This window comes from Ruegeria sp. CDSA236, from assembly GCF_059611285.1.
Window position 1 is genome coordinate 14905 of record NZ_JBXWPG010000004.1, and the last position, 21075, is coordinate 35979.

The following is a 21075-nucleotide window of genomic DNA, read 5'->3' on the forward strand; positions in this document are numbered from 1 at the left end:
CGGGACCAGAGGGGGTCACGGCATGATGGATACTGACATACTGGACATGCTCGAAGACATCGGGCGGTTGTCGGTCGCCCGTTTGAATCCGACGGTTACATTAGCTGCTGAGACGACTGAGATTCGTCGTGAAAAGATCCTGCGTACAATTCGCGGAACCATTTTGCCGCGTCGGCTGGAATTTACCGCGGCCAATGGTGATTGTCTGGCAATGGAGGTCAACAGCTCGCGGGTAACTGATGTTTTCCGGGTCCGCTCGGGCATGATACCGGATTTTGAAACTACTCCGCGTGAAGAGCTTGCGACCCGCTTAGCCGAATTGGTGTCCGATATTGCAGCAGCCCCTGCCCCGTTGGAGCTGCTTTCTCTGCAACCGGACACGGCGCTTGAGGTCGATGATGTCGGTGTGACTTTCAGCGAGATTGCAAAGGCTTGCGGCACTATCGAACTGCCGCCCGAGACGGTCGTTTCTTTGGTTCCCGACACGCCTGCTCCGCAAGAAACAGATATTCCAGCGCCCGCCGCCGGGGCGACGGCCGGAACCATTGCCAGCGCGTTTTTTGACGGCGCTGAACGGTTCGCATTGGGACGCGCCGAAGTCACCTTAGACGGTGCAGCCATATTGCGGCTCGAAGGAGTATGCGACGTCGGGCAACCCATGCACGCCGATCAGGATCTGCTTCGTCAGTTTACACAGGATCTTGTTGGGTGGGACGGTGACGCCGCCACCGCGCTGTATCATCCTCAGCTGATTGTAATGCGGCCTTCAGGGGGCAAAGGGGATGCGCTTGCCGTTCTGCATGACGGGTCACATTTTGCGCTGGCCATTCATGAAGCGCGCAAACTGGGAGCCGTCGTAAACCTTTGGAAATCAGTTACGGGATCGGAAAAATGATCCGGTGCCAACAGTTCAATTTTTCAACGAATTCGATCCGTGAAATTAAGTAGTCAGGGTATGTGTTATGAGTGAGAATAATCGTCGCGAGTTACTTCGAATAGCCAACGAGATGAAAGGCGTCAGCAATGACGAAACCGGGCAGTTTATCTCTCGGATCATTGGTGATCTTTCGAACCTGAAGCCCTCGATTGCTTTTGTTGGTCAGATCAAGGCCGGCAAATCCCGACTGATCAATGGTTTTACCGGACAGGCCGAATATCTGCCGTCGGATGTGAACCCTTGGACAACCGTAATCACTGATATGCATTTCGGCCACCCGTCGGGCCGGACGCAAGGTGCCGAGTTCCATTTCTTCGACAACCGTCAGTGGCAGTCCCTGATTGCCGAAGGCGAAGAGCTGCGCAACATGTTCCCCGATGACGAGGACAGTTATAAGCGCGAGATGATCGAAGAACAGGTCGACGCAATGAAGACCCGCGCCAAGCTTCGGCTGGGCGATAGCTATGAACAGCTGCTGGGCCAACATCATGATCTGGAAGACCTGAATTCGGATGATTTGGCACGTTATGTTTGCGCAGGCGATGACCCGACCGAGGGTGGGACACATGATCCGGCATCGGACCGGGGCCTTTACAGCGACATCACCCGAAAGGCCGAGGTCTATTTTGACATCGGACATTTCCCATTTCCGCTTACGGTCACCGATACGCCCGGCGTAAATGACCCCCTGTTGATCCGCGAAGAGATCTCTCGCCAATACCTCAAAGAGTCCGACTTCTTTGTGGTTGTCCTGTCGGCGCATCAGGCGCTTTCTCGGGCGGACTTGAAACTGTTCCGCCTAATGCAAGCGCTGGAGTTGGGCCAGATCGTGGTTTTTATCAACCGCGTGGACGAATTGGGAAATGGTGCCGAAGATGCCTTCAAGGTGCGGGCCGATGTTCTGGACGGGCTTGAGAAGGCGCTTGGAAACTCGAACATTGACGTGCTGACCGGCAGTGCCCAATGGGCGCATTACGCCCTGACCGGTGACGAAGCCGGTATCAATCACGACGATGTCCTGGCCTGGCTGCGCGCGCATCCCGATCAGATGAAGCAATATCTGGACGGTGTCGAAGAGATCAAACAAGGCCCCGGCCCGATCAGCCGCGAAGGTGTTTTGCGCTTTGCCGCTATGATCGCCTCCGGGTTGCCCGATCTGCGCCGGCATGTGACCCGAGCGCTGACAGAAGGCCCGCGCGATGAACAACTGCGTATGGCCTGGCAGCATCTCAACAGCTTTGCCCAAGGTGAATTGGACCGGTCCAAAGCGCATCTGCGCGCGATCGAGAACGACACCACAACCTCGGCAGAAGACGCTGGTGAAAACAACAGGATATTGGCCGATCTGCGGAACTCGGTCAGCGACAAGACCACCAAGATCATTGACGATATGGATGACGTCCTGGCCAACCTGAGAGGCGTAATGGATGACACCGTGGCCGAGGCGGTGTCGGGCGTTGTTCGCGGCCCGAACGGAGATTCTCCGCTGTTGTCGAAAACCGGAGAAACCGAGCTGAATTTCACTCCGCTGCGTGACCGCATGCGCGAACTTGTTCAGGGGGCCACCCAAGTTGTCCGCCAAAGAATGCTGAGCGAGCTCTACGCAATCGACATGCAAAGCAATGCCACGCTGCGGGCTCTGCCCGGCTGGCAGGACGCAACCGACAACCGGATGAACACCAGCGCAGTTCGCTGGTTCCGTCCGGACACGTCCGCTTTGACCCGTGGCATCACTGTCGAACTTCGGGTAAACTGGTTGTCCCGGCTGATTTCGCGTAAAAGTGTCGTGTCCCGTGCCGAACGCATGATCGTTCAGGAGTTTGAGATGATCGGAGATGATCTGGTGGATACCGCCCGCGGTGATTTGACCGAGCGGCTTAATACCGTGCTGGACCATTATCTGGCCCTGCTCGCCACACATCTTGAACATCGTGCCGGAACCGGCGAAACAAATGCCCGGGCCGAGGCGCAAGCCGCCTTCAACCACGCACAACATATTTCTGACGAGCTGGGCACCCTATTCAGCCAGCATCAAACAGATGAAATACTAGCAGAGGCAGCGGAATGATCGAATTTCCCGGAACCGACAAGGAAGTGAGGCAGCTCGAGCGCTTTCTGACCGCGACCGAAAGCCTGCCGAGCGACGTGGCGCTCGAAGATATGCGCGCCCGCGCCTTGGCGCATGCCGAACGCTTGTCAAACGCGGTCAATATTGGATTCGCCGGAGAATTTGGGGCGGGAAAATCCAGCCTGGCCAACATGTTGGCCGGGGCAGATATTCTGCCTACCGGGCCGCAGCATCTGAAACTGCCGCTCGTTATTGTGGCATATTCCGAAACCCCCGAAACAACTGTCGGGTGGTGGGACCGGGAACCTAAGGTCTATTCTGGAATTGCACTTGAAAAAGCCGCCAAAGACGAACCCGACTTTATCTCTGTTGGATTGAACACCCCTGCCCTGCAAGAGATATCGCTCTACGATCTGCCTGGGTCAGGCGCTTTGGATGATACCTATAAACCGACGCTCGATCTGCTTAAATTTGTTGATTGCGCGATCTGGTGCACCAACGGCACAAATGCATGGCGGGAAACGGAACGCCATCTTTGGGCTAAGGTTCCGGAAGAGTTGCGAGCAAACAGCATATTGGCTGTGACACATACAGATTTGCCTCCGGTACGCGACGCGCTTGACCGGGTATTGGCTCGCTTGAACAAAGAAAAGCGCAATATGTTCCGCTCGGTTGTGCCGATCGGCACCCCAGTGGCTGTCCGTGCCATGGCGCAAGAGCCAGAACCGGATTTCGCCCTTTGGGAAACCTGCGGTGGACAGGGGCTGGCCGAACAGGTGCTTGATATTGCTTCGAACCGGCGACAGGCAGACCTGAGTTCGGCGCGCGAAGATCTGGAACGGCACTTTCTGCCCTATCTGAAATCGATTGACGTTCAGGTGCCGGACATAGCCGCCCTCGACGCGCCCTCTATGCAGGCTACGCTGGAAAACGTGCTACCCCCTATCGACAATCCGATCCTGGAAGACTGGCTTGCCGCGATTGCCAGTATCTATGAAGACCTGCGGGAAACCTCAAATATGGAGCCTGCGGCTTTCCTGCAAAGCTGTCAGGAAATCGTTGAGGACTTTGCCGAGCGCCTGGAAAACGATGGCGAGATTGACCCGACGGCGGATTGGATTCCGGGTGAGTTCGAAAAGGCCACGGACTTGTTGCTTTTGCTTCAGTTCGAAAGCGGCGTTGCGCCACTGAAGGATGCGATTAGCATTCTGGCACAGCTGAGTGACAACCTTGCTTGGGCCGGCAGCCGGGTTGAATCGGCACAACCAAAGACCGGAACCTGAAATTTTCGCTCAAGGCTGAGCGGCAATTCCGCGAATCGTGAAAGCGATTCCTACGAATCTATTGTTTCGAATTTGTAGACCAATCCTTAAGAATTTGTTTTTAGCTTTCGATTTTTTCACAATATATTTCTATATGTAGTATAAACTGTCAAATAAACACTACATATAGATCAATCGCAAAAACGATCCTTAGTGAAGCCATCAGGCGGCCCCAATAAAGTCAAATTTGAATCGTCTAACCGACTTGAGTGTCCTGCGGTTGTTTTTGGTTGTGTGTTTGCGGGCTATTTGCCCAGGTTTTTTGCCGCAAAACGATTAGAACGGGCGGAATGAAATGAGCCATAACCAGGCTGTCGGTGCAACGCACGACGAACCTAAGATTGAGGGACTTGAACCTGGCGCAAAGCTGTTGCGCGGGCAGTATGAGATCCTTCGTTTCCTCAGCAATGGCGGGTTTGGGATTACCTACCTGGCCCGCGACAGCCTAGAACGCGATGTCGTGATCAAAGAGTGCTATCCAGGCGCTCTGTGCCGTCGGAATGGTGACGCGGTTGAACCCATCAATCCCGACCACAAAGAAGATCTGCGCGCGATCATCGATCTGTTCATTCAGGAAGCGCGCAATCACGCCCGACTGGTTCATCCCAATATCGTTGACGTACATCAGGTCTTTGAAGACAACGATACGGCGTATATCGCAATGGACCTGATCCGGGGTTGCGATCTTCTGGATTATTCCGAGAACCCCGAAAACGACGCGGGCCCGGATTTCATTGTCCAAGTCACCGAGAAAATGCTGTCGGCCGTTTCGTTCATCCACCAAAGCGGAATGCTGCATCGCGATATCTCACCGGACAATATTCTGATTGACCAAAACGGAGACCCGGTCCTCATCGACTTTGGTGCCGCGCGCGAACAGGCAGCCAATCAATCTGCTGCCCTGTTGACTTTGCGCGTTATCAAAGACGGCTATTCCCCGCACGAATTCTATGTACGCGGCGCAGATCAGGGACCCAGCAGCGACCTCTATGTTCTCGCGGCGACGCTTTATCACGCCATCAGTGGCGAACGTCCGATCGACGGGCAAACCCGACTGAATGCCTTCAACAATGGCCAGGATGATCCCTATACGCCCCTCGCAGGTCAGTACAGCGGCTATCCCGATGGGTTCCTTGAAGCGGTCGACAAAGCGATGGAAGTTCACGCAACAGATCGTCTGCAAACGGCCCTGGATTGGCTGCGGATGTTCCGTGGTCCCGGCGTCATGTTTGACTCCTTCGCCTATCGTCCGGTCTCGGTCATCGTGGCGATGGACCGTAAGGACGAAGTCGAAGAGCAAGCCCGGATCAAAGCCGAAAGTGAAAATGCCGAGGCGGTGGTGACTGCCTTGTTGGCTGGGAACCCTGACATTGCCCTGGGTAATGAGGATAAGTCTGAGGGCGATCTGGCCAAGTTTGCACAAAAAGAAGAGGCCGCGGTTGCGGTCGATACGATCGTCAAGAACGGATCAGGCGGCAGCGGTAAAGTCATCGCAGGCGCTGCTGCGGTGGTGGTTGCCTTGGCTGCAGGCGGATTCGTTTTGTTCAGTGGCAGCGAAGAAACCCCCGAACCGACAGCAGCGCCGGTCCAAGTGACCGAGACAGAGGCACCAGCCTCGGAACAGCCGGAAGAAGTCGTGGAAACGGCGGCACCGGCCGCTGCGGAAGAGGTCGTGGAAACGGCAGAACCGGCCGCTGCGGAAGCTGAAGCACCAGAACAAGAAGTCGCAAGCGCAGAACCTGTTGAGCAGACGGATACCCTCACGGCGAAAAACGCCGAAGCGCAACCTGTCGAGGCAGCCCCGGTTGCTGCCGACCCGGTAGAAATCAGCGCTGCTGCTGGCCAGCCGGCAGAAACGCAGATTGCGTATTCTCATTGGGATGTGGAAATACCGTTCCAGACCTCGAAACGCCGCGCCTCGACTGGCAGCGTCGTTGTCGTGACCGGCATTGACCCCACGCTGGATACTTCCGTGATCGGAGAATGGGTGCAACATGGGGCGTCAATTTATACTGTGAATGGAGTGCCGGTCCAGGCTGATGCAAGTTTTGCCGCCCAGATTTTGGATGACCTGAAGGTCGATCCGGATGGGTATATCCGCATCACTGCCCGTTATCGGGAACTCGGAAAAACCCGTGCGCAGAACGGATTGCTGGCCCTGCCCGCCATTCGCATGTTGGGTCTCGAGAATGGTTATGTGTTCACTATCAGGAACAGCAATGGAAACGGCTGGGCAACTGTTGTTGACACTGCACCAGACGCACCCGCAGCAGGCAGCCTGCGCAAAGGCGATGTACTGATCTCGGAAAATCATACCGGTCAGAACATTACCAACCCTGAAGGGCTGGACGCGCTTTTGCAGCTCCTTGTTTCTGAAAACCAGTCCGAAGCCCGCTTTACAGTTCTGCGCAACGGTACTGAAACGGGTGCGGTTATGCCCCTGGTACAGGAGTAATGATCCGGTCTGATTGTGATCTGCCTGTGTGTGTTTGCTGAGAGTGAAGCGAAAGCCATCACTCTGACGGGGACCGGCCCGTCGCAGAAGGTAAATGAGTTTTTTGTTCCCAATCATCAGTGCCTGTGTGCCGAACGTGCAGAGGTGAGTAGCAGCCCCATGGGACGTAGTTCCTGTGCCAAGAAACAAAGGTGTCGACACCATGTTTAAATATAAAAGCCCCCTTAGCCGGCTTCTCGAAGGTGCCGGCAAACCTCAAGAGACCGAAACCGAGGAGGTCGCGTCACCTGAGTCTGATAACGCTGAACCGATTGCGGATTTCAACGCACTTCGTAACGCACTGGCAGGCGGCAACATTGCTGCTGATAGCTACGATGAAAGCGAAGAACTATTACCCGAAGGCAAGATGCCGGTGTTCTCCGAAGCTGAACAAGCCACTGCCGATGAGATTATCGTCGAGGAAGTGGTCGCCGAAGTGCAAAGCGCCACCGAGGTTACAGTTGATGCCGACCCAAAGGACGACGAACCGGTTGTGACACTGCATGTGTCAACCGAAGAACTGACAGCCACGATTGAAGATCCCGCGCCTGAAATGGCGATGGAAGAACCGGTCGTAGACGTAGTCGTCGAGACAGTTGATCCGGAACCAGAAGCGCCTTCTGCCCCAGAGGTCGAGGCACAACCTCAGTCTGCTCCTGCGGCAAAAGAAGACAGACGCAGCCGTGTGAAAACCACCTTCCTGGGCTTCGAGCGCGCGGATACGCATGTTCAGGACCTGATGGAAAAAGCCGAGCCGGTGGCTATGGCCAAGACCGAGGCCGTGCAGGCGACATTCCCGGTAGGATGGCTTGTTGTAACTTCCGGCCCCGGCCGCGGTTCCAGCGTTACGCTGACAGAAGGCCTGATGCAGATTGGGCGTAATGATGACCAGGCGATCCAGCTGGACTTTGGCGACACTGGGATTTCCCGCAGCAACCATGCGGTAATTGCCTATGACCCGGAAGACCGCAAATGCTATCTGGGCCATGGCGGCAAGGCCAATCTGGTGCGCCTGAACGGCAAACCCGTTCTCAGCACGGTTCCACTCTCCACAGGCGATCTTATCCGGATCAGTGAAACCTCAATCCGGTTTGCAGCCTTCTGCGATGACGGCTTTGATTGGCGGGATGTTTAATTGATGCTGGCGACCCCGGCATATGATCTTGCGCTGATCCTGGATCAGGGTCAGCGCGACACGCAGGAAGACGCGGTCGCGTCGCGTATGTTCGACGCAGCAGATGCGGGCTATGTCATCGTCGCGGACGGAATGGGTGGGCATGCGGCAGGAGAAGTGGCATCTGAGCTGGTGGTCAAAGCCTGGCGTGATGCACTGGATACCGAACTTGAAGCAGACGCTCCGGCTGAGACTGCGCTGATCGACGCCTTACCCTTGGCAGCCATGCAGGCAAATGCCGCGATTTCGACTTACTGCGAGGAGCAGGGTGAAGATTTCAACATGGGATCAACCATGTTGGGAGTTTTGCTGCTGGAAAAGCGCGTCTTCTGGATTTCGATTGGCGACAGCCCCCTATATCTCTATCGCGACCGTACCCTCAGCCAAATCAACGAAGACCATTCGATGGCTCCGATGATTGATGCTCAGGTTGCTGCAGGTACCCTTACGCCAGACCAGGCGTCGTCTCACCCCGACCGAAACCAACTGACTTCGGTGATAATGGGCGCCGCAATTCCCAAGGTCGATTGCCCGGAAGAACCATTGGGTCTTAGCACCGCGGATGTGCTGATCGTGGGAAGTGATGGGCTGCAATATCTGAGCAACACAGAAATTCAGGCAATTCTTGAGGAAAACGAAGATGCGCTGGCTCAAGATATTGCGGATGCGCTGTTGCGGGCACTGAGAACCAGGAACGACCCGGATCAAGACAATACGTCGATTGGCGTCATCAAACTCAGAAGAAACGACTAGAGGCAAAGCAACCGGACCAATGAAACTCCATCTGATCATATCCAGCCTGGCACTAGCTGCCGCGACGGGCGCTGCTTCGGCACAAGAAGCATGCTCAACCTATGAAATCCAGCGAGGCGACAGCCTGCGGGAACTGACCATCGCAGTCTATTCGACCGAAGATTTTCGGATCATCTTCGAGGCAAACCGCGATGTAATCGGAAATAATCCCAATGTCATCCGCGTCGGCGACGTTTTGACCCTTCCGTGTTTGGAAGATATCGGGCGCGCAGCTGCCGTGCCGCAGACAGAGGCCGAAGCAATGGCCGCCGAAATGGCCGCCGAACTTGTCAAGGCTGCGGAAGATCGCGCTGCCAAAGCTATCGCCGAAGCCGAGTCCCGCGTGGCCGAAGCCAAAGCAGAGGCGGTCATCGCCGCCAAGGCTGCGGCCAAGGATGAGATCGAGGCCGCGCGTGCTGAAGGTGCTGCCCTAATCCGCAATGCAGGTACCGGTGAACGTCCTGAAATCCGGGACCGTCAGTTGATTTTGATCACTGGCGGCAACTATTCCCCGTTCACGGATGAAGCTCTGCCGCATCGTGGTCTATATACAAATCTTGTTGAAACCGCGATGTTGCGCGCAGCGCCGGAACAGTCCTACAAGATTCAGTTCGTCAATGACTGGTCTTCACATCTGGATCTGTTGATGCCGACGCTGGCATTTGACGCGACCTTCCCGTGGTCGCGTCCAGATTGTGACGACGCAGATGCACTGTCTGAAAATGACCGTTCACGTTGTGAAACCTACAATTTCTCGAACCCGTTCTATGAAGTTGTGGACACGTTCTTTGCTCGCGAAGGTTCGGGCTATGAAGAGACCCTGACATATGCGGACTTTGCCGGTGCAACCATCTGCCGACCCGAGGGCTGGTCCCTGTCGCATATGGACGCGGTGGGGCTGTACGAGCCCGCGATCACGATGCTGCGCCCGGTTTCGCCGGATGAATGTTTCCATGCATTGATGGATGGAACCGCCGACATTGCCGCAATTGAGGCCCATCTGGCCGTCGAGGCAATCGGTCGGCTGGGTTACGAGCATCGCATTGTAGAAAACCCCAACCTGGCAGCGATCAAGTCTCTTAACATCATGACTCATAAGGATAATCCTGATGGAGAAGCGATCCTTGAAACGCTTAATCAGGGTCTGGCGATCATGCAGCAATCAGGCGAGTGGCGCGACATCGTCTCAACCGCTCTGCGTTATCAAATGGAAAATGGCTAAGGCCCTTATTGGCCTAAACTCAAAAAAGTCTGGAGGAAGTGGACATGTATAAATTTAACCTGAAGAAAGTCGTGATTTCGGCCACCGCCGTCACCGCCCTGAGCGCCGGAGCTGCCGCAGCACAGGAGGCCTGTAGCAACTATACCGTCGCGGATGGTGACACGATGGCGACCATCGCCATCGCGGCTTATGGCACCTCGAACTATCAGCCGATCTTCAACGCCAACCGCAACATCATCACCAACCCAAACGCGCTGGCGCCTGGATTGGTTCTGTCCTTGCCCTGTGAAGACGGCAGTCTGCCGAATGGCCAGTCAGCACAGGAACTGATCGCAGCAGAAGAAAAGCGTGCGGCCAGTGTGAAACGTTCGAACGTCTACGCCCCGCCAATCAAGCTGGTAGCGGGTAACGGATGGGAGCCATTCACGACCGAAAGTCTGAGTGGTGGTGGGATCATGACCCGCCTGGCGACCACAAGTCTTCAGCGTGCCGGCAACAGCCGTGATTTCTCGGTCAGCTTTGTCGACGACTGGACTTCGCATTTGGAAACTCTCTTGCCGCTCGGCGCATTCGACATCTCGATCGCCTGGACAGTTCCAGATTGTACAAATCACACCTATGAGTGGTCTGCAGCGACTGAATCCCGGTGCAACGAGTTTGTTGCTTCGGTTCCGGTCTATGACATCGTCGGCGGTTTCTTCACTCTGCCGGAAAGCGAATACTCACAAGCGACGGCCTTCGAAGACCTCAAAGGTGCAACCCTGTGTCGTATGGACGGCTGGAGCATGGTTGTACTTGAAGAAGTTGGCTTGAATTCCGATAACCTGACGTTGGTTCACCCCAGCTCGGCCCGCGAGTGTCTGGATGCCGTTTTGACCGGCTCAGCCGATGTGGCCGCGTTCGAGGTCGATCTTTTCGCCGCAACCATGAAGGACATGGGCCTGACCTCGGAAGATATCGTAGAAAACCCCTATGTTTCCACGCTGTCCTCGATGAGCTTCCTTGCTCACCGCACCAACCCGTTTGCACGTGAATACATCGCTATGGTCAACAAGGGCCTGAACGAAATGCGTGAATCCGGCGAATGGTACGCGATCATCTCGGACACGCTGCGTGAACAGAACGAAAAGCTGAACGCCGCGTCGAACTAATACCGATACATATGAACAGTCGCAGGGCCGGTCTTTGGACCGGCCCTGTCTTTTTTCAAGATCCAAAGATTTTTGCGACAAGAATGAGAGTCCGAATAATGGCTGCCGCGGTTTGATGCCTAAAAGGGCCGACCTTCCCTTCGAAGCCGAAACAACTTGGTCCCGGTGGCACTATCTGCTGGCGTTTGATCCAAAAGACTCGACTCTGTAAAAGCGGAAGCATAAAAAGAACAAATCAAGAACATATTGGTATCTGGCATGTTCGATGGAATGCAGCGTCGCGTCGTTTCATTGTGGTTTCCTCGGTTGGCAAGCGACCGGGTTCTGCGTCGACGCCTGGTGAATGGGCCCTTTGTCCTGACGCTCAAACAACAGAATGCCAATCGTATTTATTGCCTGAACGCTCAGGCTGCGGAACAGGGGCTGCATCAGGGCATGTCCTATGCGGATGCGCGCGCCTTTTGCCCCGCTTTGCAAAGCTGCACAGCCGATCCTCAGGCCGATATGCGTTTCCTGCACATCCTGCGTCGCTGGGCAACGCGCTATTGCCCCTGGGTGGGGATGGAAGGCGAGGATGGGCTGGTGCTTGACGTCACCGGGTCAGCCCATCTCTTTGGCGGCGAAGAGGCGATGTTGGCTGATATGCGCGGACGGTTTGCGCGCGCAGGGCTCTGGGTGCAGATCGGGTTGGGGGATACGCGCGGTGCGGCTTGGGCGCTTGCCCGTTATAACGAGGGGGTCGCAGCCTCTGGCAATATGCTGACGGCCCTAAAGTTGCTGCCGGTGGCGGCCTTGCGTCTGGATGAGAAGACCTCGGTCGCCTTACAGCGCATGGGCCTGCGCAAAATTGGTACATTGGCGGCAGCACCGCGCGCACCGCTGACACGGCGTTTTGGTCCCGGTCTGCTGCTCAGGCTGGATCAGGCTCTGGGCGCGCAACCCGAAGCAATCACGCCGCTGTCCGATCCCCCCCATTACGCGGTGCGCATGACCCTGCCGGACCCCATCGGATTACTGTCGGACGTGATGGCTGGTACCGAACGGCTGTTGGCCCAGCTCTGCGCCAAGCTGAAGGCGCAAGAGATGGGCGCCCGGAAACTTTGCATGACATTGCGTCGGGTGGACCAGGACTGCCAGCTGGTTGAACTGCGTCTGGCCCGACCTCTGCGCGATCCTCAGCGTATCCTGTCTTTGTTCGAACGCGGTTTGGGGGAAATAGATGCTGGCTTTGGCATTGATCAAATGCGGTTGGAGGCTACCGGGGTTGAAGCGCTGCCAGTACAACAAATCAGCCATGTGTCGGACCACAGCAAGAGCCGGCTGGATGACCTGATCACCCGGCTGGGCACCCGGGTCGGGCTTGAAAACATACAGCGTTTCCTACCTGCGGACAGCCATATTCCCGAACACAGTTTCATCATCGCGGCCGCCGCCTATTCCAACCCCTCCAGCGGCTGGAGCATCCTGAACCCACGCCCGCTCTACCTGTTTCCACCCGAACCGATTGCGGCAACCGGCCCACATCCGCCCGCGCGGTTCCGCTGGAGACGCATGCCCCTGACAACCGGCCATGCCACGGGCCCCGAACGCATCGCGCCCGAGTGGTGGCATCAGGATGAAAGCTGGCGGTCCGGTCTGCGGGATTACTGGCGGGTGGAAACCACGCAGGGGCGCAGGCTCTGGCTGTTTTACACGCCTCAGAATCCGGGCTGGTTTGTACAGGGAGAGTTCGCATGATCACAGCAAACCGCCCGACAGACGCCCTGCACCGTCATATGCCAAAGCCCCATGCACAGGGGCTGGGTTATGCCGAACTCTGTGTCACCACGAATTTCACCTTTCTGACCGGGGCCTCCCACCCCGAAGAGCTTGTCCTGCGCGCCGCCGAGCTGGGATTGTCGGCAATAGCTATCACGGATCACAATTCGTTGGCAGGGGTTGTGCGCGCATGGTCGGCACTGCGAGAGCTTAAACGACAGACCAAACAGCCCCTTCAAATCAGATCTGAATATCGGGTTGATTCCTCCTCCCGGCAAGAGGTTGGCCACAGGCAGGCGCTTGCGAAACCGGACTGCACTGTTCTGCCTAAACTGATTACCGGCTGCCGGCTGCTGCTGCGCGACAGTGCGGTAGATTGGGTGGCGTTGCCCTGTGATCTGGCAGCCTACAAACGCTTGGCCCGCCTGCTGACTCTGGGCAAACGGCGTGCAGATAAGGGCGATTGCGAGCTCTATACGCAAGACATGCTGACGGCCTGCAAGGGCATGATCCTGATCGCCCTGCCCCAGACCACCCTGTCAGAGGCCGCATCAGATATTCAGTCCGTGCGACGGCGCTTTCCCAATCATGTTTTTCTGGGCGCTGTTCCGCGCTATGACGGCAGCGATCAGGCCTATCTGGCCGAATGCGCCCAACTGGCCCAGAAAAGCTGCGCCCCCATGGTCGCGGTCGGGGATGTTCTGATGCACCGCGCCCACCGCAAGCAACTGGCCGATACCCTGACCTGCATGCGCGAAAATATTACGATTGATCAGATCGGTACACGCGCATTGGCCAATGCCGAACGCCGCCTCAAATCCGGCCATGATCTGGTCCGGCTGTTCCGCCATCACCCCAGCGCCTTGCGGCGCACGATGGAGATTGCCGACAGGTGCAGCTTTGATCTGGCGGAGCTTTCGTATGAATACCCCGATGAGATTGCAAGCGGGGAACATCCGCAAACGCGTCTGGAACGTCTGGCACACGAAGGGTTGCAGCGCCGGTACCCCGAAGGGCCGCCCGACACGGTGGTCGGGCTGATGCGCAAGGAACTGGCGGTGGTCGCGGATCTGCAGTTTCCCGCTTATTTCCTGACTGTACATGACATCGTACAATATGCCCGGTCGCAGGGCATTCTGTGTCAGGGGCGCGGGTCCGCGGCCAATTCGGTGCTCTGTTACCTCTTGGGCATCACGGATGTCAGCCCCGACCAGATCGCCATGGTCTTTGAGCGATTCGTGTCCAGATACCGGGGCGAGCCGCCGGATATTGATGTCGATTTCGAGCATGAGCGGCGTGAGGAGGTGATCCAGTGGATTTACGAGAAATATGGCCGCGAACGTGCTGGTCTTTGCGCAACTGTCATCCATTTCCGCACCCGTGCAGCCATTCGCGAGGTGGGCAAGGTCATGGGGCTGTCGCAGGATGTGACCGCTGGGCTGTCGAGCCAGATCTGGGGCATGAGCAATGGCGGCGTTGATTTGGACCGTATTCGCGAGCTGGGGCTGGACCTCAGCGACCGGCGCCTCATGCAAACCATTCATCTGATTGGCGAAATCATCGGCTTTCCCCGCCATCTGTCCCAGCATGTTGGTGGTTTTGTGATCACCAAAGGACGCCTGGACGAGCTTTGCCCGATTGAAAATGCCGCAATGGAAAACCGCACCGTCATCTGCTGGGACAAAGATGATATTGATGCTCTGAACATCCTGAAAGTCGATGTGCTGGGGCTTGGTATGCTCAGTTGTCTGCGCAAATCCTTTGGCCTGCTGCAACAGCATGAAGGCCAGACCCTGAGCATCGCCAAGGTGCCTCAGGACGACACCGCCACATATGACATGCTCTGCCGGGCGGATGCGATCGGCGTCTTTCAGGTCGAAAGTCGGGCGCAGATGAATTTCCTGCCCCGGATGCGCCCCCGCGAGCTTTATGACCTGATAATCGAAGTTGCCATTGTGCGCCCTGGCCCCATTCAAGGGGATATGGTGAAGCCCTATATCCGGCGACGCAATGGGCTGGAAAACCCCGAACCCTTTGGCCCGAAACTGGAACAGGTGACAGCGCGCACATTGGGCGTCCCCCTGTTTCAGGAACAGGCCATGCAGATTGCCGTGGTCGGGGCCGGATTCACGGCGGAAGAGGCCGACCATCTGCGCCGCTCATTGGCCACGTTCCGGCGAATGGGCACAATCGGCACATTCCGGGATAAATTCATCAATGGGATGCTGGGTAACGGCTATGACATCAAAGTAGCTGAGCAGTGTTTTTCCCAGATCGAAGGCTTTGCCGATTACGGGTTCCCGGAAAGCCATGCGGCGGCCTTTGCCATGCTTGCCTATGTCTCGGCCTGGCTGAAACGCCATCACCCGGCGATCTTTGCCTGCGCGCTTTTGAACTCTCAACCCATGGGGTTTTACGCGCCCGCTCAGATCGTGCGCGACGCCCGCGAGCATGGGGTCGAAATCCGCCCTATCTGCGTCAATCATTCCGAGTGGGACAATATACTGGAACGCCGCCCCGATGGCGCGCTGGCGCTGCGGCTGGGATTCCGCCAGATCAAGGGGTTCAGGGAAGAAGACGCCGGCTGGATTGAGGCCGCCCGCGGCAATGGCTATCAGGATCCAGAGGCGCTGTGGCTGCGTGCGGGGCTGCGGCCTGATGTACTGACGCGCTTGGCCGAGGCAGACGCTTTTTCCGATATGGGGCTGACCCGGCGCGATGCACTCTGGCAGGTCAAAGCCATTCAAAGCCCCAAACCTCTGCCCTTGTTCAATGATCCGATTGACGGGGAAACGGTTCACGAACCCCCGGTCAACCTGCCCGCCATGCAGCTGGGCGAAGAGGTGGTCGAGGATTATGTTGCCACCCGCCTGACCCTGCGGGCCCACCCGATGGAACTGCTGCGCCCCTCTCTGCCAGGGCTGACCACACATGTCGCCTTGCTAGAGGTGCCCCTGGGGCGGCACAGCGTTTGTGGTCTGGTTATCACCCGTCAGCGGCCGGGCACGGCGTCGGGTATAATTTTCCTGACGCTAGAGGATGAAACCGGGGTCAGCAATGTGGTGGTCTGGCCCAAGGTTTATGAGCGTTTCCGCCGGGCCGTGATGGGCGGGCGCCTGCTGCGGATCACAGGGTATCTGCAGCGTGAAGGGATTATCGTGCACCTGATCGCCCAGGACGTTCAGGACATGTCACATAAGCTTTCCGAATTGGGGCACCCGCAACCAGAGGTCCTAAGCACCGAAGGGTCCCGCACTGATGATACACCGAAGAAATCCCGCTATCCTGCCAGGGCAATGCACCCACGGGATCAGGCAAAGCGGCTGTTTCCAAGCCGGGATTTTCATTGAACCGCACTGCTGCATATCTCTGGCAGGGTCCGCACTGTCGGATTGCCGCAACTCAAAACAATATTGAGGCAAACTCACCCCTACCCCGTTCACAGGGCAAGACACCCTGTGCTAGGTTAAGCACGTATAATTGTTTATGAATTGGTGAGTTTCCGATGGCGCGAAAATGTCTGACAATCCTGATTACGTCGGCGGGTCGCCGTGTTGGCCTACTGCAATGCTTCAGGGCGGCTGCGGACCGTCTGGATATAGATCTGACCATCATCGCCTGCGACCTGAACCCAGATGAAAGCGCGGCTTGCGCGCTTGCCGATCACGCCGCCGCCGTGCCGCGATGTGACAGCCCCGACTATGCAACCTCGATCCTCGAGATTGTGCGTCAACACAGGGTCAGCCTGGTGATCCCCACAATCGACCCGGAACTGATGCCCCTGGCACAGGCCGCGCCCGCCTTTGCCAATCTGGGCGCGCGAGTCCATGTCTCGCCAGTGAACGTGATTGAGGTTGTCCGGGACAAGCGCCTGACAATCCAGAAACTGTCCGAAGCCGGGGTTCCAGTTCCGCGCACATTGGATCATCAGGAATTGCTAGAGCGGCCACAAGACATCAGTTGGCCCATCTTTGCAAAGCCAAGTGGCGGCAGTGCAAGCCGGGGGCTGGATGTATTCGAAACCCTCGCTGATGTCCCCTCTGAATTCCCCGAACCGATGATCTTTCAGGACAAGCTGAACGGACCGGAATACACAATCAACATGTTTGTAGATGCCTCGGGTCAGCTCTGCACGGTGATCCCGCATCTGCGCATTCAAATTCGCGCCGGTGAGGTTGAAAAGGGTGAAACCAGGCGACGCAATGATCTGCAAACCATCGCCGAAGGCATTGCACAGGCCCTGCCCGATCTGCGCGGTGTCGCCTGTTTTCAGATCATCGATGACCCAGAACATGGCCCCGCAGTGCTTGAGATCAATGCGCGTTTCGGGGGTGGCTACCCTCTGGCCGATCATGCGGGCGCACAGTTCGCACAGTGGCTTTTGGAAGAGGTCGCCGAATTACCGTCAACCGCTCATAACAACTGGCGCGATGGTGTGAAAATGATACGATATGACAGTGCGGTGTATCAGGGCTGATGCTGGTATTTGATCTGGACGACACCCTGTATCTGGAGCGAGATTTTGCCTTTAGCGGCTATAACTGGCTGAACGGTTGGGTCCACGAAAAAACCGGCGCTGAAGGGTTCGGACAACGGTGTCAGGCCGCGTACAATGCGGGGGAAAGACGACGCATATTCAATGTGGCTTGCGCGCAGACCGGCCTTGATGCGACCGATTCTTTCATACAGGACCTGATCACCAAATACCGATCACACCCGCCCCTCATTTCGCTGTGCGAAGACGCCGAGCGGTTTTTGACAAACGCAGATCAGCCTATGGGGTTGATCACCGACGGGCCCGAAAAGATGCAGCGCAACAAGATCGCCGCGCTGGATCTGGACCGCTTTATTGCGCATATCCGCCCGACCGGCGCCTGGCCGGATGGCTACGGGAAACCGCATCCCCGCGCCTATGAAGAGATGGAATTGGCCGCGCAAAACCCGCGCAGAATGGTCTATGTAGCGGACAATCCGGCCAAGGACTTTATCACCCCGAATGCCCGAGGCTGGCGGACGGTTCAAATCCTCCGACCCGGGGCTGTGCATGATCCGATTCCACCCAGTTCTAAGCATGCCGCATATGCCACGGTCACCAGCTTAGGCCAGCTTACAGAAGTTCTGTCAGACCTTTAGCCGTGCCGGCTTTGGCAGCAACTCCGATTTGCACATTGGCAATCAAAGAATCCCAGTCCGACAGGACGTGCTGCGGTTCCAGCCATTCCCTGTTATGGCGCGCATTCTGACGCATTTTATTCAGTAAGGCATCATCCTTTGACAGGCTGAAAATCGCCTTGGTCAGACCGGCAACATCCTCGGCCGGAACAAGCAATCCGTTTTCCCTGTCGCGGATCAATTCCCGTGGCCCATAGGCGCAATCGAACGATATGACCGGCAGACCTGTGACCGTGGCCTCGGCAACTACATTCGGGAACCCTTCAAAGCGAGACGGGAATACAAGAATATCCGCGTCTTGCATCCAGTCTCCGGGTTTTGGGCTGGCGCCGGGCAATGATACGACATCCGATAAATTCGCAGCAGAGATCTGCTGTTCCAACGCGTCGCGCTCTGGGCCCTCGCCAAAGATCGTCAACCGGATGTCTGGGTTGTCGCGCAGCACTTCGGGCATTGCCCGCAGCAGCATATCGAACCCCTTTTGACGATCCAAACGCCCGACAGCCACAAGCCGGGTCTGTCCGGACCCGATGTGGATCCCCCCCAGCGGAGCACATGGATTGGGGATTACACTGGCCTTTGGGATCAGGTCCGCAGGCAAATCCAAACGCGCACGTTCGGTCTGCATGACAATTCCGGATGCCCCCCGCGCAAGCCTGTTCACCGCTTTCAGCCACATGGGATTTCCGCTTTGAACCAGCGGATTGTTCCGCTCAGAGATCACGACAGGCACCCCGGTTCCACGCGCGGCCAACATGGTCAGCACATTCACCTTGGTTAGAAACGAGATGATCAGATCGGGACGCACAGCCCGGATGACCTTGCGAATATGCAAGTAGCGCCGTGCCTGCGTCAGTCGCCGCGAGATCTTTAGCGGCTGAATCATGTGTAAATGCGCGCACTCAGGATAGGCGAAGTAGGAACCAGAATCCTCTGTCGCCATCCCGGCAACGTGAACCTCATCCCCGGCCGAGATTCGATGCGCGGCGATCATTGCGGCGATCTTTTCCGCACCGCCCGCTCCGAACCCAGCTTGCACCAATAACAGTTTCATTTTTCACTCAGCGGCGCTTTTTACACGATCAGCTTGCTGTACCAGATCCAGAGTTTCCGGACGGTTCAACTCTTGTTCGACAATGGGTCGATTCAAGTCTTTGGACTGCAGGAAAATCCGCCCAATATATTCGCCCATTATTCCCAGGAACATCGCATTCAAGGTCATCGACAGCAGCAACAGGATGGTGGTCGTGGCAAAACCGCCCGGCCAGTTCTGGCCAAAGAACAGCTTGCCGATCACATATCCGATCATCAGCAAAAAAGTCCCTGTGCCAACCGTCAGACTGATCATCGAGGCAAGGCGCAAGGGCAGAAGCGAGTGGTTGATCAACCCGTCGACAGCAAGCGACAGCATGGCCCGAAACGGAAATTTCGACTCGCCAGCGGTGCGCGCATTGCGATCATATTCAAAGCCGATCTGGCGGAAACCCATCCCACTGATTAACCCGCGAACATAAGGAGAGCGATCATCGACCCGGCGCAGCTCGTCCAGAATACGCCGGTCAGTCAGCCGAAACTCGCCCGCATTTCTCGGCAAATCATCATTGCTGATCATATCGATCAACGCATAAAAGCCGCGCCGCGCGGCAGCGACGATGGGTCCGTCCGGCAGGCTACGGCGAATGCCGTATACCACGTGATATCCCTGCCGCCAGGTATCCAGCATCTGCGGGATCAGTTCGGGCGGGTCCTGCATGTCGCAATCCAGTTGGATCGAACAGGCCCCGTTTGCGGATCGATAGGCCGTCAGAACTGATGACTGATATCCCATATTGCGGGCAAATCGGATAACCCGGACACGGGGATCAGCAGCAGCAATATCCGACAGGATTTCAAATGTACGATCCGTGGAATGGTTGTCAGTGAAAATGATCTCGGGCTCATAAGAGGGCAGATCGTCAAACACCTTGGTCACACGTTCATAGGCCGTGCGAACGTTATCTTCTTCGTTCAAAGCGGGGATCAGGATTGAAACCAAAGTCACGCGTTCATCTCCGCTTGTTGTGACTGTTTTGTCCATTGAACCGTCCTTTCAAGGCCTTCACGCAAAGCGATTTTTGCCGACCAGCCATAACGTTCCGCCATCTGTGAAGGATCCGAAACCAACAATACCGGGTCATCCTTCGGCGGCGCAGAGTAAACCAAATCCAGAGCTGCTCCGGTCAACACCTGCAACTCTCCTGCGACTGCTGCCATATCCGGAGCATCGCCAGTGACAACATTGATGACCGACCCCGCCTTGTCCGGCGCGTCAGCAATCAAAAGCAGCGCTTCGACTATGTCGTCAATATGTATCAGATCACGCCGATCATGTGGACGATGAAGGAAAACCGGGGCTTTCCGCAACAGGCGGCCAATGGCATGGGGTATGAAGAAATCTTCTGACTGTCCGGGACCATAGGTCAGCGCCAACCGAGCCGTAACAGCCTTGAACGGCAGCCGGGGCTGAGCCATTTCAATATATTGCGTTCCGGCCACCAGAGACGCGCCATAGGAATTTCGCGGGTTCTCTCGCGAAGTTTCGACATAGGGCAGCTCGATATCACCATATTCCGCAATGGATCCGGTGCGCACAAACGCATTGGGCGGCTGATCACAGATGGCCAAAGCCGACAGGATCGCAACCAGCGTCGAGAGATTTTGCAAAATACTGGCATTCAGATCTGCCAGGTCATCAGTCTCGGCAAATTTTGTCTGCGCGGCGGTGTGCAAAACTACCTGGGGTCGGAACGCATTCGCGACGCGTTTGATCGCGGCAACATCCGAATACCCATCGGTGAAAAAGCGGATTCCCGAAGCACCTTGCAAACGGCCCCGAGAGGAACCCGGCCGCGTAAGCACAGCGACCTCATCGCCCCGGGCCAAGCAGGCCCGAACCAGATGAGAGCCAATGAATCCGCTGGCTCCGGTGATCAATACGCGCGTCAT

15 protein-coding genes are annotated in these 21075 nt (G+C 56.7%); 12 read left to right on the forward strand and 3 right to left on the reverse strand.

The annotated features are described in order from the left end of the window. The first annotated feature begins 22 nt into the window (after positions 1–22). The 12 genes from AC2FLB_RS08050 to AC2FLB_RS08105 all read left to right on the forward strand — a co-directional run bounded on the left by AC2FLB_RS08050 (position 23) and on the right by AC2FLB_RS08105 (position 18051). Positions 23–895 (forward strand): hypothetical protein, encoded by an 873-nt coding sequence (locus AC2FLB_RS08050; RefSeq protein ID WP_496709012.1) that lies wholly within the window; start codon positions 23–25, stop codon positions 893–895. A gap of 67 nt (positions 896–962) precedes the next feature. Next, a complete protein-coding gene (locus AC2FLB_RS08055) occupies positions 963–3005 on the forward strand; it encodes a dynamin family protein (RefSeq protein ID WP_496709013.1) in 2043 nt (680 codons plus the stop codon). Next, on the forward strand, positions 3002–4288 hold the full coding sequence (locus tag AC2FLB_RS08060; RefSeq protein WP_496709014.1) for a dynamin family protein: 1287 nt from the start codon (positions 3002–3004) through the stop codon (positions 4286–4288). Before AC2FLB_RS08055 ends, AC2FLB_RS08060 begins: the two co-directional genes overlap by 4 nt. Before the next feature lie 334 nt (positions 4289–4622). Next, positions 4623–6782, forward strand: a complete 2160-nt coding sequence (locus AC2FLB_RS08065) for a serine/threonine protein kinase (RefSeq protein ID WP_496709015.1) — start codon at positions 4623–4625, stop codon at positions 6780–6782. A 202-nt stretch (positions 6783–6984) separates the two neighbouring features. After that, positions 6985–7956, forward strand: coding sequence for an FHA domain-containing protein (locus AC2FLB_RS08070; RefSeq protein WP_496709016.1), 972 nt, complete (start codon positions 6985–6987; stop codon positions 7954–7956). 3 nt (positions 7957–7959) lie between these two features. Beyond that, positions 7960–8748, forward strand: a complete 789-nt coding sequence (locus tag AC2FLB_RS08075; RefSeq protein ID WP_281995081.1) for a PP2C family protein-serine/threonine phosphatase — start codon at positions 7960–7962, stop codon at positions 8746–8748. A 19-nt stretch (positions 8749–8767) separates the two neighbouring features. After that, positions 8768–10009 carry a transporter substrate-binding domain-containing protein gene (locus AC2FLB_RS08080; protein ID WP_142636243.1) on the forward strand — a complete coding sequence of 414 codons (1242 nt, stop codon included), beginning with the start codon at positions 8768–8770 and terminating at the stop codon, positions 10007–10009. 44 nt (positions 10010–10053) lie between these two features. Continuing rightward, positions 10054–11160, forward strand: coding sequence for a transporter substrate-binding domain-containing protein (locus AC2FLB_RS08085; protein WP_142636241.1), 1107 nt, complete (start codon positions 10054–10056; stop codon positions 11158–11160). A gap of 258 nt (positions 11161–11418) precedes the next feature. Further along, entirely contained in the window at positions 11419–12897 is a 1479-nt protein-coding gene (locus AC2FLB_RS08090; protein ID WP_496709017.1) for a Y-family DNA polymerase, read from the forward strand. Further along, complete coding sequence (locus AC2FLB_RS08095; RefSeq protein ID WP_496709018.1) at positions 12894–16268, forward strand: error-prone DNA polymerase; 3375 nt, start codon at positions 12894–12896, stop codon at positions 16266–16268. Before AC2FLB_RS08090 ends, AC2FLB_RS08095 begins: the two co-directional genes overlap by 4 nt. A gap of 155 nt (positions 16269–16423) precedes the next feature. Continuing rightward, the gene (locus tag AC2FLB_RS08100; RefSeq protein ID WP_496691624.1) at positions 16424–17395 is read left to right on the forward strand and encodes an ATP-grasp domain-containing protein; all 972 of its coding nucleotides are present in this window, start codon (positions 16424–16426) and stop codon (positions 17393–17395) included. Further along, entirely contained in the window at positions 17395–18051 is a 657-nt protein-coding gene (locus AC2FLB_RS08105) for an HAD family hydrolase (protein WP_496691625.1), read from the forward strand. The genes AC2FLB_RS08100 and AC2FLB_RS08105 overlap by 1 nt, the downstream gene beginning before the upstream one ends. Here AC2FLB_RS08105 and AC2FLB_RS08110 read toward each other — a convergent pair. Genes AC2FLB_RS08110 through AC2FLB_RS08120 form a run of 3 tightly spaced genes read right to left on the reverse strand, consistent with a single transcriptional unit; the run spans position 18026 to position 21075 of the window. After that, positions 18026–19144: a glycosyltransferase family 4 protein gene (locus AC2FLB_RS08110; RefSeq protein ID WP_496691626.1), complete on the reverse strand. Its 1119-nt coding sequence runs from the start codon at positions 19142–19144 to the stop codon at positions 18026–18028. The two genes, AC2FLB_RS08105 and AC2FLB_RS08110, sit on opposite strands and share 26 nt — an antisense overlap. A gap of 3 nt (positions 19145–19147) precedes the next feature. Then, complete coding sequence (locus AC2FLB_RS08115) at positions 19148–20167, reverse strand: glycosyltransferase family 2 protein (RefSeq protein WP_185956666.1); 1020 nt, start codon at positions 20165–20167, stop codon at positions 19148–19150. After that, positions 20128–21075 carry an NAD-dependent epimerase/dehydratase family protein gene (locus AC2FLB_RS08120; protein ID WP_496709019.1) on the reverse strand — a complete coding sequence of 316 codons (948 nt, stop codon included), beginning with the start codon at positions 21073–21075 and terminating at the stop codon, positions 20128–20130. Before AC2FLB_RS08120 ends, AC2FLB_RS08115 begins: the two co-directional genes overlap by 40 nt.

Excerpts from the sequence above, each read along its gene's own strand:
- AC2FLB_RS08050 (WP_496709012.1), top strand. The coding sequence starts at position 23 with ATGATGGATACTGACATACTGGACATGCTCGAAGACATCGGGCGGTTG.
- AC2FLB_RS08055 (WP_496709013.1), top strand. The coding sequence starts at position 963 with ATGAGTGAGAATAATCGTCGCGAGTTACTTCGAATAGCCAACGAGATG.
- AC2FLB_RS08060 (WP_496709014.1), top strand. The coding sequence starts at position 3,002 with ATGATCGAATTTCCCGGAACCGACAAGGAAGTGAGGCAGCTCGAGCGC.
- AC2FLB_RS08065 (WP_496709015.1), top strand. The coding sequence starts at position 4,623 with ATGAGCCATAACCAGGCTGTCGGTGCAACGCACGACGAACCTAAGATT.
- AC2FLB_RS08070 (WP_496709016.1), top strand. The coding sequence starts at position 6,985 with ATGTTTAAATATAAAAGCCCCCTTAGCCGGCTTCTCGAAGGTGCCGGC.
- AC2FLB_RS08075 (WP_281995081.1), top strand. The coding sequence starts at position 7,960 with ATGCTGGCGACCCCGGCATATGATCTTGCGCTGATCCTGGATCAGGGT.
- AC2FLB_RS08080 (WP_142636243.1), top strand. The coding sequence starts at position 8,768 with ATGAAACTCCATCTGATCATATCCAGCCTGGCACTAGCTGCCGCGACG.
- AC2FLB_RS08085 (WP_142636241.1), top strand. The coding sequence starts at position 10,054 with ATGTATAAATTTAACCTGAAGAAAGTCGTGATTTCGGCCACCGCCGTC.
- AC2FLB_RS08090 (WP_496709017.1), top strand. The coding sequence starts at position 11,419 with ATGTTCGATGGAATGCAGCGTCGCGTCGTTTCATTGTGGTTTCCTCGG.
- AC2FLB_RS08095 (WP_496709018.1), top strand. The coding sequence starts at position 12,894 with ATGATCACAGCAAACCGCCCGACAGACGCCCTGCACCGTCATATGCCA.
- AC2FLB_RS08100 (WP_496691624.1), top strand. The coding sequence starts at position 16,424 with ATGGCGCGAAAATGTCTGACAATCCTGATTACGTCGGCGGGTCGCCGT.
- AC2FLB_RS08105 (WP_496691625.1), top strand. The coding sequence starts at position 17,395 with ATGCTGGTATTTGATCTGGACGACACCCTGTATCTGGAGCGAGATTTT.
- AC2FLB_RS08110 (WP_496691626.1), bottom strand. The coding sequence starts at position 19,144 with ATGAAACTGTTATTGGTGCAAGCTGGGTTCGGAGCGGGCGGTGCGGAA.
- AC2FLB_RS08115 (WP_185956666.1), bottom strand. The coding sequence starts at position 20,167 with ATGGACAAAACAGTCACAACAAGCGGAGATGAACGCGTGACTTTGGTT.
- AC2FLB_RS08120 (WP_496709019.1), bottom strand. The coding sequence starts at position 21,075 with ATGACGCGCGTATTGATCACCGGAGCCAGCGGATTCATTGGCTCTCAT.